We start from the raw sequence: 14349 nt of genomic DNA, 5'->3' as shown, positions 1-14349 counted from the left end.
ACTCAGGCAAACAGCTCGCCCTGCAACTCATCAAGCAGCGCCTGGATCGCATCCAGCCGCTGCTGCGGATCGTCGAGTTGCAGCAGGTCGATCTTGTCCTCCTCGGCGAACGGCAGCAGGTACGCCAGCTGATTGGCCAGCGACTGCTGACCCAACGCCTCGCTGCCCATGTTCAACGCCTCGACCATCGGGTGCTCGGCCAAAGCCTTGAGCAGCGCCACCAGATCGGCGTCTTCATCCTGCAACGGCTGCTCCGGTTCATCGTCCAGCCACTCGACATCGGCGAGAATCAACTGATCGCGCTGCACTTCGGTGCGCAACACATTGAAACGGCGCCCGCCCTGTACGCGAATCCCCAGCAGGCCATTGTCCTGCTGCTGGAAATCGGTGATCCGCGCTTCGCAGCCGACCAGGGCAAAACCCTCTGGCGCAACGCCCACCTCGTGGCCCTCAAGGATGCACACCACGCCGAAACCGCCGCCTTGTTTCATGCAGCGGCCGATCATGTCCAGATAGCGCGCCTCGAAGATCTGCAAGTCGAGATTGCAGCCGGGAAACAGCACCGTGTTCAGCGGGAAAAGCGGCAGACTCATAGACATTTCCTTAGACCACCATCGACACCGCCAACGGCAGGAACACCGCCGTGGCCACGCCCATCAAACTCATCGCCAGCGCCGCGAAGGCGCCGCACTCATCACTTTCCTGCAGTGCCACCGAGGTGCCGACTGCGTGCGCGGTCATGCCCAGCGCCATGCCGCGCGCCTCGGGGCTGTGCACACCGAGGCGGGTCAGCAGCGCCGGCCCGAAGATCGCGCCGATCACCCCGGTGATCAGCACGAACACCGCCGCCAGCGCCGCGACACCACCGATCTGCTCGGCCACCAGCATGGCAATCGGCGAGGTCACCGACTTCGGCGCCATGGTCATCAGAATCATGTGCTCGGCACCGAACCACCAGCCCAGCAACACGCCCATGCCGGTGGCGACTACGCCACCTATCACCAGCGTAGTAAAAATCGGCCAGAACAATTGGCGGATACGCTTGAGGTTGAGATACAGCGGCACCGCCAGCGCCACGGTCGCCGGGCCCAGCAGAATGCTGAGGATCTCGGTGCTCTTGCGGTACTCGGCGTAGGTCAGGCCGCAGCCGACCAGCACGCCGATCACCAACAGCATGGAGACCAGCACCGGTTGCAGAAAGATCCAGCGGGTTTTCTCGAACGCCGCCAGCACCAGTTGATAGGCCCCCAGCGTGATGCCGATACCGAACAACGGATGATGGATCACCGAGGCCCACGCGCCTTGCCAGTCAAAGAGCATCAGGTGTCCTCCGAGTGCGGCGCGTGACGCTTGACCATGCGCTGCATCAGCACCCCGGCGAAGGCCATCGACAGGATCAACGACAGCACCAGCGCGCCGACAATCGCCCAGAAATCGGCGGCAATGTCGCTCGCATACACCATCACACCCACTGCCGGTGGCACCAACAGCAATGGCAGATAGCGCAACAGGCTGCCGGCCGCCAGGTTCAGTGGCTCGCCGACTTCACCGCGAATGATCAGAAACACCAGCAACAGCAGCAGGCCGATGATTGGCCCCGGCAGCACCGGCAACAGCAAATGGTTGAGCGCCGTGCCGAGCAGTTGGAACAGCACCAGCATGGTCAGGCCACGTAACAACATCAGACATCTCCCCCCGCAAGTCGCCGGCATTATAAGCACGCCTGCGCTATGGATCGGCATTCGCCAAAAGCATGGCAGGTTGACCGGAGCAAATCGCCATGTTGATCTACAGTGGTTCGCAGGGCGGTCAAATCCCCCACCTGAAAAACTATAAAACCGATGAACCCAAGGAGAGTCTCAATGCCCTATGTTCCAGTTGCAGAGCTCAAAGATTATGTCGGCAAGGAACTCGGACGTTCCGAATGGCTCACCATCGATCAGGAGCGTATCAACCTGTTCGCCGAAGCCACCGGGGATTATCAGTTCATCCATGTTGACCCGGTCAAAGCCGCGCAAACGCCATTTGGCAGCACCATTGCCCACGGTTTCCTGTCGTTGTCGCTGATCCCCAAACTGATGGAAGACATCCTCGTGCTGCCGCAAGGCCTGAAGATGGTGGTCAACTATGGCCTGGACAGCGTGCGCTTCATCCAGCCGGTGAAGGTCAATTCAAAAGTTCGCCTGAAGGTCGATCTGGCCGAAGTGAGCGAGAAGAAACCCGGACAATGGCTGCTCAAGGCCACTGCCACGCTGGAGATAGAGGGCTCGGACAAACCGGCCTATATCGCCGAGCCGTTGTCGCTCTGCTTCGTTTAAGCCTCTGGATGCGAAACAGCGCACGCTGTTTCGCATCAGCGCTGTTTTTACCGGCTGTATAAGGTCACATAGCTGCGGCATACTCGGTCGCCTAATTGCCCGGATCCCGCTATGCGCCCACTCGCTTCCCTTGCACCCCTTGCCCTGACCCTGATGCTCACCGCGTGCGGCGACGGCGAATCGCTGCTGCCTCCGGATGCGCGTCTGCCGGACGGCGGACGCTATCGCGGCGAACTGGTCAACGGCTTGCTGCAAGGCCAGGGTCGCGTCGACTACCCCAACGGCAGTTGGTACGCCGGGCAATTCGACAAGGGCCAATGGCATGGCCAGGGTGAGTGGCACGGCAGCAATGGCGAGGTCTATCGCGGCCAGTTCCAGCAGGGCCTGTTCGATGGCCAGGGCAGCCTGACCACCAACGCCAGCAGTTACACCGGCGGCTTCAAACAGGGGCGGCGCGACGGCGAAGGCACCCTCAAGGAAAACGCCATGACCTACCGTGGCGAGTTCAAGGCCGACCAGTATTCCGGGCTGGGCCGTCTGGAGATGGACGACGGCAGTTCCTATCAGGGCCAGTTCACCCACGGCAAACCCAACGGCGAGGGCCAGCGCGGCGACGCCAGCGGCAATTCGTTCAGCGGCCATTTCGTCAACGGCCAGCTTGAAGGCAATGGCACCTTCAACAGTGCCGACGGCGACATCTATGTCGGCGGTTTCAAGAACAGCCAGTTGCACGGCAAGGGCCGCTATGAAAACGCCGATGGCGACGTCTGGCTCGGCCAGTTCAAGGAAGGCGCGCTGACCGGCAAGGGCGAATTGATCGGCGCCGACGGCAGCCATTACATCGGCTACTTCAACGACTGGCGCTTCAGCGGTCAAGGCCGTTTGAACCTGTCTGACGGCAGTTTCTACATTGGCGAGTTCGACAGCGACAGCTACGCCGGGCACGGCACCCTGGTGCTGACCGATGGCACCGTGCTCAGCGGCACCTGGATCAACGGCCAACGGGTACGCGACGCCGACGGCAAACTGTTGCCCGACACCCTCGAACTCGGTCTGCTGGCCCAGGGCCGCCTGCTTGATAATGCGCTGGCCGCCGTGCCCGCCTCGACGCCGGCGGTGGAGCTGTACACCCTGACCCTCGGCGGCGACGGCAAGCAAAGCGTGTTCCTGCGCGAGTCCGATTACGTCGCCAACATGCTCACCACGCGCTTCGGCGCCTATGGCCAGATTCGTCTGGTCAACCATCGCGACCACCTTGTCGACCGACCGATGGCCACCCGCGAAAACCTGCGCCGTGCTGCCCAGACCCTGGCCGAGCGCAGCGGCCCGGAAGACCTGATCTTCATCTACCTGACCAGCCACGGCACCGCCGAACACGAGCTGGTGCTCGACCAGCCGCGCATGGAACTGGCCGACCTGCCCGCCGACGAACTCGCTGCAGTGCTCGCGCCGCTGAAGAATCGCGACAAGGTGATCGTGATTTCATCGTGCTACTCCGGCGGTTTCATCCCCGCGCTGAAAGATGAGCGCACACTGATCATGACCGCCTCGCGTGCCGATCGCGTGTCGTTCGGCTGCTCGGAAGAAGCCAACTTCACTTACTTCGGCGACGCCCTGTTCGCCCAGGCGCTGAACCAGACCGACGACCTCGAACAAGCCTTCAAACTGGCCAAGGCCACGGTTGCCGAGCGTGAACTGGCAGACAACTTCGAAGCCTCGGAGCCGCAGATCTGGGCACCGAAAACCGTGCTGGCACACTGGCAACTGCTGCGCAAACAGCAGGCAAGAAAAGCTTTGCAAAGTGCTGCATTGAACGACGGAGCGACAAACAGCAACTAAGCTGAACAGTATCAAGGGAGAGACACTATGTACTTGACGCCTCAGCACGTATTGCTTGCCGGAGCCACCGGTTTGACCGGTGAACACCTGCTCGACCGCTTGCTCAACGAGCCAACGATCACCCGCGTGCTCGCCCCTTCCCGCCGGCCACTGGCTGAGCATCCGCACCTGGAAAACCCGGTTGGCGACCCACAGGCGTTTCTGCCGCAACTCAGTGGTCGCGTCGATATCGCCTACTGCTGCCTCGGCACCACCATCAAGCAGGCAGGCTCGGAAGCGGCGTTTCGCGCGGTCGATCTGGACATGGTGGTGGCGTTCGCCAAACGCGCCCGGGAGATGGGTGCACGGCACCTGATCGTGATCAGTGCGCTGGGCGCCGATCCGAAATCATCGGTGTTCTACAACCGTGTCAAAGGCGAAATGGAAGAGGCGTTGCGCGCCCAGGACTGGCCGCAACTGACCATCTGCCGGCCGTCGCTGCTCCTGGGCGACCGAACCGAACCGCGCCTGGGCGAACAACTGGCCGCGCCGTTTTCCAAGCTGATTCCCGGCAAGTACCGCGGCATCGAAGCCTGCCAACTGGCCCGGGCGATGTGGCGGCTTGCGCTGGAAGAACAGGATGGAGTGCGGGTGGTCGAGTCGGATGAGCTGCGCAAGCTCGGCAAGTAAGCTATAGCGCCTGGAAGAAAGCTTTCGCGAGCAGGCTCGCTCCCACATTTGCACCGCGTACCGCTGTGGGAGCAAACCTGCTCGCGAATGGAGAGCAAAGCACTCCCCTACAATCCGCCAGTCGCCTGAAACCCCACGCCAATCACCGTGAGCAAGGACAACGGCAGCAACAGCGTATCGAGCAACGCACTGGCCGGCAGGTCCACTCCCGGATAGCCCGGCGCCTCAGCCCCGAACCGGTCCATCGCACAGCACCCGCCATTCATCGCGTACAAATCCAGCCGCGTCCCGGAGTACACCACCGGCGCGCCGGGTTTGGCTGCATCCAGCGTTCGCGCCGTGGCGCAGCCAGTCAGTTGCAACGCCAGCACAATCGTCAGCAGCTTATTCATCGCTGCTCAGATGATGCTCGCCCCAACGCGGCAGCATGTCCTGAGGAATGCCCAGCAGATTGAGGATCCGTGCCACGACAAAATCGATCAGGTCATCGATGGTCTGTGGCTGGTGATAGAAACCCGGCGAGGCCGGCAGGATGGTCACGCCCATGTTCGACAGCTTGAGCATGTGCTCCAGATGAATGCTCGAATACGGCGCCTCGCGTGGTACCAGAATCAGCTGGCGGCGTTCCTTGAGTGTTACGTCCGCCGCGCGCTCGATCAGGTTGTTGCAGGCACCGGTGGCAATTGCCGACAAGGTGCCAGTGGAGCACGGCACCACGACCATCGCCGCTGGCGCGCCGGAGCCCGAGGCCACCGGCGACATCCAGTCTTCCTTGCCGTATACGCGGATCTGCCCGGCAGCCGCTCCGGTGTACTCGGTAAGGAAGGCCTGCATCATCTGCGGTTTGGGCGGCAGCGAGACGTCGGTCTCGGTGGCCATCACCAATTGCGCAGCCTTGGAGATCAGGAAGTGCACTTCGCGATCTTCGCGCACCAGGCAATCGAGCAGGCGCAAACCGTACTGCGCGCCAGACGCGCCGGTCATGGCCAGCGTGATGCGTTCCGGGCCACCGCCCCGGGAATGCGTGTTCATTGCAGCGCCTCGGCGAGTTTGCCGTGCAGGCCGCCGAAGCCGCCGTTGCTCATGATCACCACGTGGGTGCCGGGCTGGGCCTGGCTCTTCACGCGCTCGATGATGCCTTCGAGCGAATCGCTGACGATCGACGGCACCGTGCACAGCGCGGCAGTGCCGGCCAGATCCCAGCCGAGGTTGGCCGGGGCGTACCAGATCACCTGATCGGCATCATTCACACTTTCCGGCAAACCGTCGCGGTGCGCGCCGAGCTTCATCGAATTGGAGCGTGGTTCGATGATCGCGATCAGCGGCGCGTCGCCGATGCGTTTGCGCAGACCATCCAGCGTGGTGGCAATGGCCGTCGGGTGGTGGGCGAAGTCGTCATAGATGGTGATGCCGCGCACTTCGGCGACTTTCTCCATCCGGCGCTTGACGTTCTTGAATGCGCTCAATCCGGCGATGCCCATCGATGGCACCACACCGACATGCCGCGCGGCCGCCAGAGCAGCCAGGGCGTTGGCGACGTTGTGCTGACCGGTCAGCTCCCATTCGACGGTACCTTGGGACACGCCTTCGAACATCACTTCGAACGCCGAACCGTCATCCTTGAGCAACTTGACCTGCCACTGACCACCGGCACCGGTGGTTTGCACCGGGGTCCAGCAGCCCATTTCGATCACGCGCTGCAAGGCAGGCTCGGTCGTCGGGTGAATCACCAGGCCTTCGCTCGGGATGGTCCGCACCAAATGGTGGAACTGCCGCTCGATCGCCGGCAAATCGGGGAAGATATCAGCGTGATCGAACTCAAGGTTGTTGAGGATCGAGGTGCGCGGGCGGTAGTGGACGAACTTCGAACGTTTGTCGAAGAACGCGCTGTCGTATTCGTCCGCCTCGATCACGAAGAACGGCGTGCCGCCCAGACGCGCGGACACCGAGAAGTTCTGCGGCACACCGCCGATCAGGAACCCCGGGCTCATGCCGGCGTGCTCCAGCACCCAGGCGAGCATGCTGCTGGTGGTGGTCTTGCCGTGCGTACCGGCGACCGCCAGCACCCAGCGACCTTGCAGCACGTGATCAGCCAGCCACTGCGGGCCGGAGACGTACGGCAGGCCTTTGTTCAGCACATATTCCACCGCCGGGTTGCCGCGGGACATGGCGTTGCCGATCACCACCAGATCCGGTGCCGGATCGAGCTGAGCCGGGTCGTAGCCTTGGGTCAATTGAATGCCCTGGGCCTCAAGCTGCGTGCTCATCGGCGGATAGACGTTGGCGTCGGAGCCCGTCACGTGATGGCCCAGCTCTTTGGCCAGAACCGCCATCGAGCCCATGAAAGTCCCGCAGATACCCAGAATATGAATGTGCATAGTCGACCTCGTAAAACATGGCCGCAGGTTAGCGTAGGGTGGGGAAAATCGCACCTTGTGTTTCGCCTGCGCCGACGCCTTCGCGAGCAAGCCCGCCCTCACAAGGTCGGCGCCAACCCTGTGGGAGCGAGCCTGCTCGCGAATGGCGCGACTCGGTTCAGCGGGTGATCGCGTGTTTACGCAGCTTTCTATAGAGGGTGTTGCGGCTGACGCCGAGCTGCTGCGCGGTCTGAGTCATGTGCCAGTGTGTCTGCTGCAGCGCATTGAGCAACGCCAGACGTTCGGCATCCTCCAGCGGATGCTCGGATTCAGGCGTTTTCAGCTCCAGTGGCGGCCGCACCTGGCGAATCATCGCCGGCAAATCCTCCAGCCTGATCCGTCCGTCATCGCACAACGCCGCCAGCGTACGCAGGACATTGCGCAACTGGCGCACGTTGCCCGGCCAGTTGAAGGCCAGCAACGCCTGGCGTGCCGGTTCATCGATCACGATCACCTCCCCACCCGCCTCCTCGGCCAGCAGGAAATCCAGCAATTGCGACTTGTCGCTGCGCTCGCGCAACGCCGGTAGTGCAACTTCGAGACCGTTGAGCCGGTAATACAGATCTTCGCGGAAGCTGCCGTCCTCGACCCGTTCCAGCAGATTGCGGTGCGTGGCGCTGATGATCCGCACGTTGACCGCTTCTGGCTCGCCACCGATCGGCACCACTTGGCGGTCCTCCAGCACCCGCAACAAACGGGTCTGCAGCGCCAGCGGCATGTCACCGATTTCATCGAGAAACAGCGTGCCGCCATCGGCCTGCTGCAACTTGCCACGCATGCCGTCCTTGCGCGCGCCAGTGAAACTGCCGCCGCGATAACCGAACAGTTCGCTCTCGATCAGGCTCTCGGGAATCGCTGCGCAGTTAAGGGCGACAAAGGCTTTGTTGGCGCGCTGGCTGGCGTGATGCACAGCCTTGGCGAAGGCCTCCTTGCCGGAGCCGGTTTCGCCATTGACCAGCAGCGGCACGTCGCGCTCGAACACGCGCAGCGCCTTGCGAAAATCGGCTTGCAACGCCGCGTCGCCGAGACAAATGCCCGCCAGAGGCTGAGCCTTGGCCACCACCGGGGCCGGCATGCTCGGCAGCGGTTTGCGCGATTCGCCGCGCAGCAAGGCAAACAGATGCCGGCCATTACGGGTGCGCAGCGGCCAACTGGCGCTGGCATTGGCGCTGGCACGGCCGAGCAGATCGTCCAGCGAGCAATCGAAAAACGCTTCCACCGGTTTGCCGAGCAAGCCACCACGAATATGCCCCAGCAGATTCAGCGCACTCTGGTTGACCGCACTGATCCGCCCGTCTCCATCAAATGCCAGCAACCCTTCGCTGAACAACCCGACGGACTCGGCCTGCAAGTGAAAACGCAGCAGCCACTGGTTATCGAAGCAACGCAGGAAATAGCAGCTCTCGATCATCTTCGCCGACAGGTTGACCAGCGCCATGGTGTGGAACTGGCTCTGGCGCGAGACATCGTGGCGCGCCGAGGACACATCGAGCACCGCGAGCAATTCGCCGTGCGGGTCGAACACCGGGCTCGCCGAGCAGGTCAGCCCGGTGTGACGGCCGCGAAAGTGTTCGTCCTGATGAATGGTCAGCGCCTGGCGCTCGACCAGACAGGTGCCGATGCCGTTGGTACCTTCGCAGGCTTCGCTCCAGTCGGCGCCAAGCCAGAGCCCGGCGCGCTCGAAAATCTTGCGTTCGGCCGGCGCGGTGACGCAGTTGAGGATCACCCCGCGCGCGTCGGTCAGCAACACCGCATGGCCGGCGCCGGACAGTTGTTGATGCAGGCTGCTCATTTCATTGCCGGCAATCTGCAACACTTGTTGCAGGCGCTCGCGGCTTTCGAGGACGCGCCCGTGTTCAAGCACCGTGGGCGCCATGGTCAGGGCCGGGTCGAGGTGATAGTCCTCAAGACAGCGCAGCCACGAACGCGCAATCGACGGGTCGGCACCGGGCCCGTGCAGGTGCGGTTTGCCCTGAGTAACGGTGAGAACCTGTTGGGCATGGCGACTCAAATGGTTGTCGTGCATTTCTTATTATTCTCCCCGAGGCTCGGTGGCCCAATGCTGAGGTGACGCCCAGCATCCTCCAGCCGCCCCGGCATTGCAATGCTGGCGAGACCGCTCGGTCACAGGCTGTGCCAGAAGCGGTACAAACTGTCACCCGACCTGTACCGAAACCGTCACGCCGCGAATCCGCCTGTCCGACAAAAACCACGCAAGGCCTTGATCTGTCTGCCCTGTACGGCAGTGGCCCGACCTTTGCTCTAAGCTTATAGCAAGCGCACTTGCGCGTTTCTCTAATAAGTACAAAGCCAAGGAGAACATCATCATGCGTTACGCTCACCCCGGTACTGAAGGCGCCAAAGTCTCGTTCAAGAGCAAGTACGGTAACTACATCGGCGGCGAGTTCGTCGCGCCTGTCAAAGGTCAGTACTTCACCAATACCTCGCCAGTAAATGGCCAGCCGATTGCCGAATTCCCCCGTTCCACTGCCGAAGACATCGACAAGGCACTGGACGCCGCCCACGCCGCTGCCGACGCGTGGGGCGCGACCTCGGTGCAGGCGCGCTCATTGATCCTGCTGAAAATCGCCGACCGCATCGAACAGAACCTCGAATTGCTGGCGATCACCGAAACCTGGGACAACGGCAAAGCCATCCGCGAAACCCTCAACGCCGATATCCCGCTGGCCGCCGACCATTTCCGCTACTTCGCTGGCTGCCTGCGTGCACAGGAAGGCAGCGCTGCCGAAATCGACGGCAACACCGTGGCCTATCACATCCATGAACCGCTGGGCGTGGTCGGCCAGATCATCCCGTGGAACTTCCCGCTGCTGATGGCCGCATGGAAACTCGCCCCGGCGCTGGCTGCCGGCAACTGCGTGGTGCTCAAACCTGCCGAGCAAACCCCGCTGGGCATCTGCGTGCTGATGGAGCTGATCGGTGATCTGCTGCCACCGGGCGTGCTCAACGTGGTGCAAGGCTTTGGCAAAGAAGCCGGCGAAGCGCTGGCCACCAGCAAACGCATCGCCAAGATCGCTTTCACCGGCTCGACCCCGGTCGGCTCGCACATCATGAAATGCGCCGCCGAGAACATCATTCCATCGACCGTGGAGCTGGGCGGCAAATCGCCGAACATCTTCTTTGAAGACATCATGCAGGCCGAACCGACCTTCATCGAGAAGGCCGCCGAAGGGCTGGTGCTGGCGTTCTTCAACCAGGGCGAAGTGTGCACCTGCCCGTCCCGCGCACTGGTGCAGGAATCGATCTACGACGAATTCATGCAGGTGGTGATGAAGAAAGTCCTGCAGATCAAACGCGGCGACCCGCTGGACACCGACACCATGGTCGGCGCGCAGGCGTCCGAGCAGCAATTCGACAAGATCCTGTCGTACCTGGAAATTGCCAAGGGCGAAGGCGCCGAGCTGCTGACCGGCGGCAAGGTGGAAAAACTCGAGGGCAATCTGGCGACCGGGTATTACATCCAGCCGACCCTGCTCAAGGGCACCAACAAGATGCGCGTGTTCCAGGAAGAAATCTTTGGCCCGGTGGTGAGCATCACCACCTTCAAGGACGAAGCCGAAGCCCTGGCGATTGCCAACGATACCGAGTTCGGCCTTGGTGCCGGCCTGTGGACCCGTGACATCAACCGCGCCTACCGCATGGGCCGCGCGATCAAGGCCGGTCGCGTGTGGACCAACTGCTACCACCTGTACCCGGCGCATGCCGCGTTCGGCGGGTACAAGAAGTCCGGCGTCGGCCGTGAAACCCACAAGATGATGCTCGATCACTATCAGCAGACCAAAAACCTGCTGGTGAGCTACGACATCAATCCGTTGGGCTTCTTCTAAAAACCTGGGCAACACAGATGACTCTGTGTTGCCTGTTCAATCGCCTTCGCGAGCAAGCCCGCTCCCCCAGGGGACTTGCTTCGGGCCACATTGTTGGACATCCAATGTGGGAGCGGGCTTGCTCGCGAAGGCGTCCTCAATGACACATCACACAAGGCCTGGCCGCTCTGGCACGGCCCTTGCGTACCCGTCATTCAGGTTTTTACCGAAAACTGCCGCTGCGTGAACAGCATCCCTCCACCCAACCGCTGCACCCGAAAGTCCAACAGATCGAACAATAAAAAACAGAGAGGACTTATGACTTCCACCACACAGCTCAAACCCACACTCGGCACCCTGCACCTCTGGGGCATTGCCGTCGGCCTGGTGATATCCGGCGAGTACTTCGGCTGGAGTTACGGCTGGGGCACTGCGGGCACCCTCGGGTTTCTGGTCACGGCGCTGATGGTCGCGACCATGTACACCTGCTTCATCTTCAGCTTCACCGAACTGACCACCGCGATTCCCCACGCGGGTGGGCCGTTTGCCTACAGCCGTCGGGCCTTCGGCGAGAAAGGCGGATTGATCGCCGGCATTGCCACCCTGATCGAGTTCGTTTTTGCACCACCGGCGATCGCCATGGCGATCGGCGCCTACCTCAACGTGCAGTACCCGGAGCTTGATCCGAAGGTCGCGGCGGTCGGCGCGTACTTCGTGTTCATGACCCTGAACATCCTCGGCGTCAGCATCGCCGCGACCTTCGAACTGGTGGTCACCGTGCTGGCGGTCGCTGAATTGCTGGTGTTCATGGGCGTGGTCGCACCGGGCTTCAGCTTCAGCAACTTCGTGCTCAACGGCTGGTCGGGCTCCAACGAGTTCACCATGGGCTCGATCCCCGGGATCTTCGCGGCGATCCCGTTCGCGATCTGGTTCTTCCTTGCCATCGAAGGGGCCGCCATGGCGGCCGAAGAAGCCAAGGACCCGAAACGCACGATCCCCAAGGCGTACGTCAGCGGCATCCTGACCCTGGTGTTCCTCGCCATCGGCGTGATGGTGATGGCCGGTGGCGTCGGCGACTGGCGCCAACTGTCGAACATCAACGATCCATTGCCGCAGGCGATGAAAGCGGTGGTCGGCAACAACTCCTCGTGGATGCACATGCTGGTGTGGATCGGCCTGTTTGGCCTGGTGGCGAGTTTCCACGGGATCATCCTCGGCTACTCGCGACAGTTCTTCGCCCTCGCCCGCGCCGGTTATCTGCCGAAAAGCCTGGCCAAGCTGTCACGTTTCCAGACCCCGCACCGGGCGATTCTGGCCGGCGGCGTGATCGGCATCGCGGCGATCTACAGCGATGGCCTGGTCAATCTGCAGGGCATGACCCTGACCGCTGCGATGATCACTATGTCGGTGTTCGGCGCGATCGTGATGTACATCATCAGCATGCTCAGCCTGTTCAAACTGCGTAAAACCGAACCGAACCTGGAGCGCACCTTCCGCGCCCCGGGCTACCCGGTGGTGCCGGCGATTGCGCTGTTCCTGGCGGTGGTGTGCCTGGTGGCGATGGCGTGGTTCAACACGCTGATCGGTTGTGTGTTCCTTGGCTTCATGGCCGCTGGCTACCTGTACTTCCAGCTGACCGCCAAGCAACGCGCCGAAGCCCCGGCAGACGCTATGCTCGAAGGTATCTAGTTGCACCGGCACCGGGCCCGACGCCCGGTGCCCGCCATATAGAAGTGCATGAAGATCCAGTGTGGGAGCGGGCTTGCTCGCGAATGCGGTGTGTCATCCAGCAACCATGTCGTCTGACACGACGCCTTCGCGAGCAAGCCCGCTCCCACAGGGGATCGAGTTATCCACAGAATCAGGAGGACACCGCCCCATGGCCACATTTGCCCATTCCGTCGGCGCCCAGACCTATCGCTTCGACAGTCTCAAGGACGTCATGGCCAAGGCCAGCCCGGCGCGCTCCGGGGACTTCCTGGCCGGCGTCGCCGCGCTCAATGACGGCGAACGCGTGGCCGCGCAAATGGCGCTGGCCGACATTCCGCTCACGCATTTTTTGCAGGAAGCGCTGATTCCCTACGAAGCCGATGAAGTCACCCGATTGATCATCGACACCCACGACAAGCAAGCCTTTGCCGTGGTCAGCCACCTCACCGTCGGTGGTTTGCGCGACTGGCTGCTCAGCGATGCAGCCGACGAAACCAGCCTGCGCAACCTCGCCCCCGGTCTGACCCCGGAAATGGCCGCTGCCGTGTCGAAGATCATGCGCGTGCAGGATCTGGTGCTGGTGGCGCAGAAGATCCGCGTGGTCACCCAATTCCGTGGCACCCTCGGCCTGCGCGGGCGCCTGTCGACCCGACTGCAACCCAACCATCCGACCGACGAACCCTCCGGTATCGCCGCGAGCATTCTCGACGGCCTGCTGTACGGCAATGGCGACGCAATGATCGGCATCAACCCGGCCACCGACAGCATCGCCTCGATCTGCGCGATGCTGGAGATGCTCGACGCGATCATCCAGCGCTACGACATCCCGACCCAGGCCTGCGTGCTGACCCACGTCACCACCTCGATCGAAGCGATCAACCGTGGTGTGCCGATGGACCTGGTGTTTCAGTCGATTGCCGGTACCGAAGCGGCCAACGCCAGTTTCGGCATCAACCTCAACGTATTGCAGGAAGGTTATGACGCGGGACTGAGCCTCAAACGCGGCACCCTCGGGCAGAACCTGATGTATTTCGAAACCGGCCAGGGCAGCGCGCTGTCGGCCAACGCCCATCACGGTGTCGACCAGCAGACCTGCGAAACCCGGGCCTATGCCGTGGCGCGGCATTTCAAGCCGTTTCTGGTGAACACCGTGGTCGGCTTCATCGGCCCGGAATACCTGTACAACGGCAAACAGATCATCCGCGCCGGCCTCGAAGACCATTTTTGCGGCAAGTTGCTCGGCGTACCGATGGGCTGCGACATCTGCTACACCAACCACGCCGAAGCCGACCAGGATGACATGGACACCCTGCTGACTCTCTTGGGTGTCGCCGGGATCAATTTCATCATGGGTATCCCTGGCTCCGACGACATCATGCTCAACTACCAGACCACCTCGTTCCACGACGCGCTCTACGCGCGCCAGACCCTCGGCCTGAAACCGGCGCCGGAATTCGAGCAATGGCTGGCGAACATGGGCATCTTCACCCAGGCGGACGGCAAGGTTCGCTTTGGCAACAACCTGCCGCCGGCCTTCCGCCAGGCGCTGGCGCAACTGGGATGAGTGTT

13 protein-coding genes are annotated in these 14349 nt (G+C 62.3%); 6 read left to right on the top strand and 7 right to left on the bottom strand.

Going from position 1 to position 14349, the window contains the following annotated elements:
* Nucleotides 1-2 precede the first annotated feature (2 nt).
* The 3 genes from U862_RS0100955 to U862_RS0100945 are packed head-to-tail and all read right to left on the bottom strand — an operon-like array spanning nt 3 to nt 1682.
* A complete protein-coding gene (locus U862_RS0100955) occupies nt 3-593 on the bottom strand; it encodes an LON peptidase substrate-binding domain-containing protein (RefSeq protein ID WP_025108684.1) in 591 nt (196 codons plus the stop codon).
* A 10-nt stretch (nt 594-603) separates the two neighbouring features.
* Nucleotides 604-1320 (bottom strand): LrgB family protein, encoded by a 717-nt coding sequence (locus U862_RS0100950; protein WP_007960614.1) that lies wholly within the window; start codon nt 1318-1320, stop codon nt 604-606.
* Complete coding sequence (locus tag U862_RS0100945; RefSeq protein WP_025108683.1) at nt 1320-1682, bottom strand: CidA/LrgA family protein; 363 nt, start codon at nt 1680-1682, stop codon at nt 1320-1322. The genes U862_RS0100950 and U862_RS0100945 overlap by 1 nt, the downstream gene beginning before the upstream one ends.
* A 180-nt stretch (nt 1683-1862) precedes the next feature.
* On the opposite strand from U862_RS0100945, the gene U862_RS0100940 reads away from it, so the two are divergent.
* The 3 genes from U862_RS0100940 (at nt 1863) to U862_RS0100930 (ending at nt 4826) form a co-directional block, all read left to right on the top strand.
* Nucleotides 1863-2318, top strand: coding sequence for a MaoC family dehydratase (locus U862_RS0100940; RefSeq protein WP_025108682.1), 456 nt, complete (start codon nt 1863-1865; stop codon nt 2316-2318).
* Between the two features lie 111 nt (nt 2319-2429).
* Nucleotides 2430-4157: a C13 family peptidase gene (locus U862_RS0100935; protein WP_025108681.1), complete on the top strand. Its 1728-nt coding sequence runs from the start codon at nt 2430-2432 to the stop codon at nt 4155-4157.
* Between the two features lie 27 nt (nt 4158-4184).
* On the top strand, nt 4185-4826 hold the full coding sequence (locus U862_RS0100930) for an oxidoreductase (protein WP_025108680.1): 642 nt from the start codon (nt 4185-4187) through the stop codon (nt 4824-4826).
* 107 nt (nt 4827-4933) lie between these two features.
* Here U862_RS0100930 and U862_RS0100925 read toward each other — a convergent pair whose 3' ends face one another.
* From U862_RS0100925 to U862_RS0100910, 4 genes are all read right to left on the bottom strand, one after another.
* A complete protein-coding gene (locus U862_RS0100925; protein ID WP_025108679.1) occupies nt 4934-5218 on the bottom strand; it encodes a YceK/YidQ family lipoprotein in 285 nt (94 codons plus the stop codon).
* Nucleotides 5211-5858: a flavin prenyltransferase UbiX gene (gene ubiX / locus U862_RS0100920; protein ID WP_025108678.1), complete on the bottom strand. Its 648-nt coding sequence runs from the start codon at nt 5856-5858 to the stop codon at nt 5211-5213. Before ubiX ends, U862_RS0100925 begins: the two co-directional genes overlap by 8 nt.
* Nucleotides 5855-7204 carry a UDP-N-acetylmuramate:L-alanyl-gamma-D-glutamyl-meso-diaminopimelate ligase gene (gene mpl, locus U862_RS0100915; RefSeq protein ID WP_025108677.1) on the bottom strand — a complete coding sequence of 450 codons (1350 nt, stop codon included), beginning with the start codon at nt 7202-7204 and terminating at the stop codon, nt 5855-5857. The genes ubiX and mpl overlap by 4 nt, the downstream gene beginning before the upstream one ends.
* Nucleotides 7205-7361: 157 nt before the next feature.
* Nucleotides 7362-9269 (bottom strand): sigma-54-dependent Fis family transcriptional regulator, encoded by a 1908-nt coding sequence (locus U862_RS0100910; RefSeq protein ID WP_025108676.1) that lies wholly within the window; start codon nt 9267-9269, stop codon nt 7362-7364.
* Between the two features lie 301 nt (nt 9270-9570).
* Between U862_RS0100910 and U862_RS0100905 the strand changes: the two genes are divergently transcribed.
* The 3 genes from U862_RS0100905 to U862_RS0100895 all read left to right on the top strand — a co-directional run bounded on the left by U862_RS0100905 (nt 9571) and on the right by U862_RS0100895 (nt 14344).
* A complete protein-coding gene (locus U862_RS0100905; protein WP_025108675.1) occupies nt 9571-11091 on the top strand; it encodes an aldehyde dehydrogenase family protein in 1521 nt (506 codons plus the stop codon).
* Between the two features lie 297 nt (nt 11092-11388).
* On the top strand, nt 11389-12759 hold the full coding sequence (gene eat, locus U862_RS0100900; protein ID WP_025108674.1) for an ethanolamine permease: 1371 nt from the start codon (nt 11389-11391) through the stop codon (nt 12757-12759).
* 190 nt (nt 12760-12949) lie between these two features.
* Complete coding sequence (locus tag U862_RS0100895) at nt 12950-14344, top strand: ethanolamine ammonia-lyase subunit EutB (protein ID WP_025108673.1); 1395 nt, start codon at nt 12950-12952, stop codon at nt 14342-14344.
* The last annotated feature ends 5 nt before the right edge of the window (nt 14345-14349 follow it).

This window comes from Pseudomonas sp. H1h (assembly GCF_000633255.1).
Taxonomy (GTDB): Bacteria; Pseudomonadota; Gammaproteobacteria; order Pseudomonadales; family Pseudomonadaceae; genus Aquipseudomonas.
Note: the sequence above shows the minus strand (reverse complement) of the source record. Positions and strands in the feature narration are given on the sequence as shown.

Excerpts from the sequence above, each read along its gene's own strand:
- U862_RS0100955 (WP_025108684.1), bottom strand. The coding sequence starts at position 593 with ATGAGTCTGCCGCTTTTCCCGCTGAACACGGTGCTGTTTCCCGGCTGC.
- U862_RS0100950 (WP_007960614.1), bottom strand. The coding sequence starts at position 1,320 with ATGCTCTTTGACTGGCAAGGCGCGTGGGCCTCGGTGATCCATCATCCG.
- U862_RS0100945 (WP_025108683.1), bottom strand. The coding sequence starts at position 1,682 with ATGTTGTTACGTGGCCTGACCATGCTGGTGCTGTTCCAACTGCTCGGC.
- U862_RS0100940 (WP_025108682.1), top strand. The coding sequence starts at position 1,863 with ATGCCCTATGTTCCAGTTGCAGAGCTCAAAGATTATGTCGGCAAGGAA.
- U862_RS0100935 (WP_025108681.1), top strand. The coding sequence starts at position 2,430 with ATGCGCCCACTCGCTTCCCTTGCACCCCTTGCCCTGACCCTGATGCTC.
- U862_RS0100930 (WP_025108680.1), top strand. The coding sequence starts at position 4,185 with ATGTACTTGACGCCTCAGCACGTATTGCTTGCCGGAGCCACCGGTTTG.
- U862_RS0100925 (WP_025108679.1), bottom strand. The coding sequence starts at position 5,218 with ATGAATAAGCTGCTGACGATTGTGCTGGCGTTGCAACTGACTGGCTGC.
- ubiX (WP_025108678.1), bottom strand. The coding sequence starts at position 5,858 with ATGAACACGCATTCCCGGGGCGGTGGCCCGGAACGCATCACGCTGGCC.
- mpl (WP_025108677.1), bottom strand. The coding sequence starts at position 7,204 with ATGCACATTCATATTCTGGGTATCTGCGGGACTTTCATGGGCTCGATG.
- U862_RS0100910 (WP_025108676.1), bottom strand. The coding sequence starts at position 9,269 with ATGCACGACAACCATTTGAGTCGCCATGCCCAACAGGTTCTCACCGTT.
- U862_RS0100905 (WP_025108675.1), top strand. The coding sequence starts at position 9,571 with ATGCGTTACGCTCACCCCGGTACTGAAGGCGCCAAAGTCTCGTTCAAG.
- eat (WP_025108674.1), top strand. The coding sequence starts at position 11,389 with ATGACTTCCACCACACAGCTCAAACCCACACTCGGCACCCTGCACCTC.
- U862_RS0100895 (WP_025108673.1), top strand. The coding sequence starts at position 12,950 with ATGGCCACATTTGCCCATTCCGTCGGCGCCCAGACCTATCGCTTCGAC.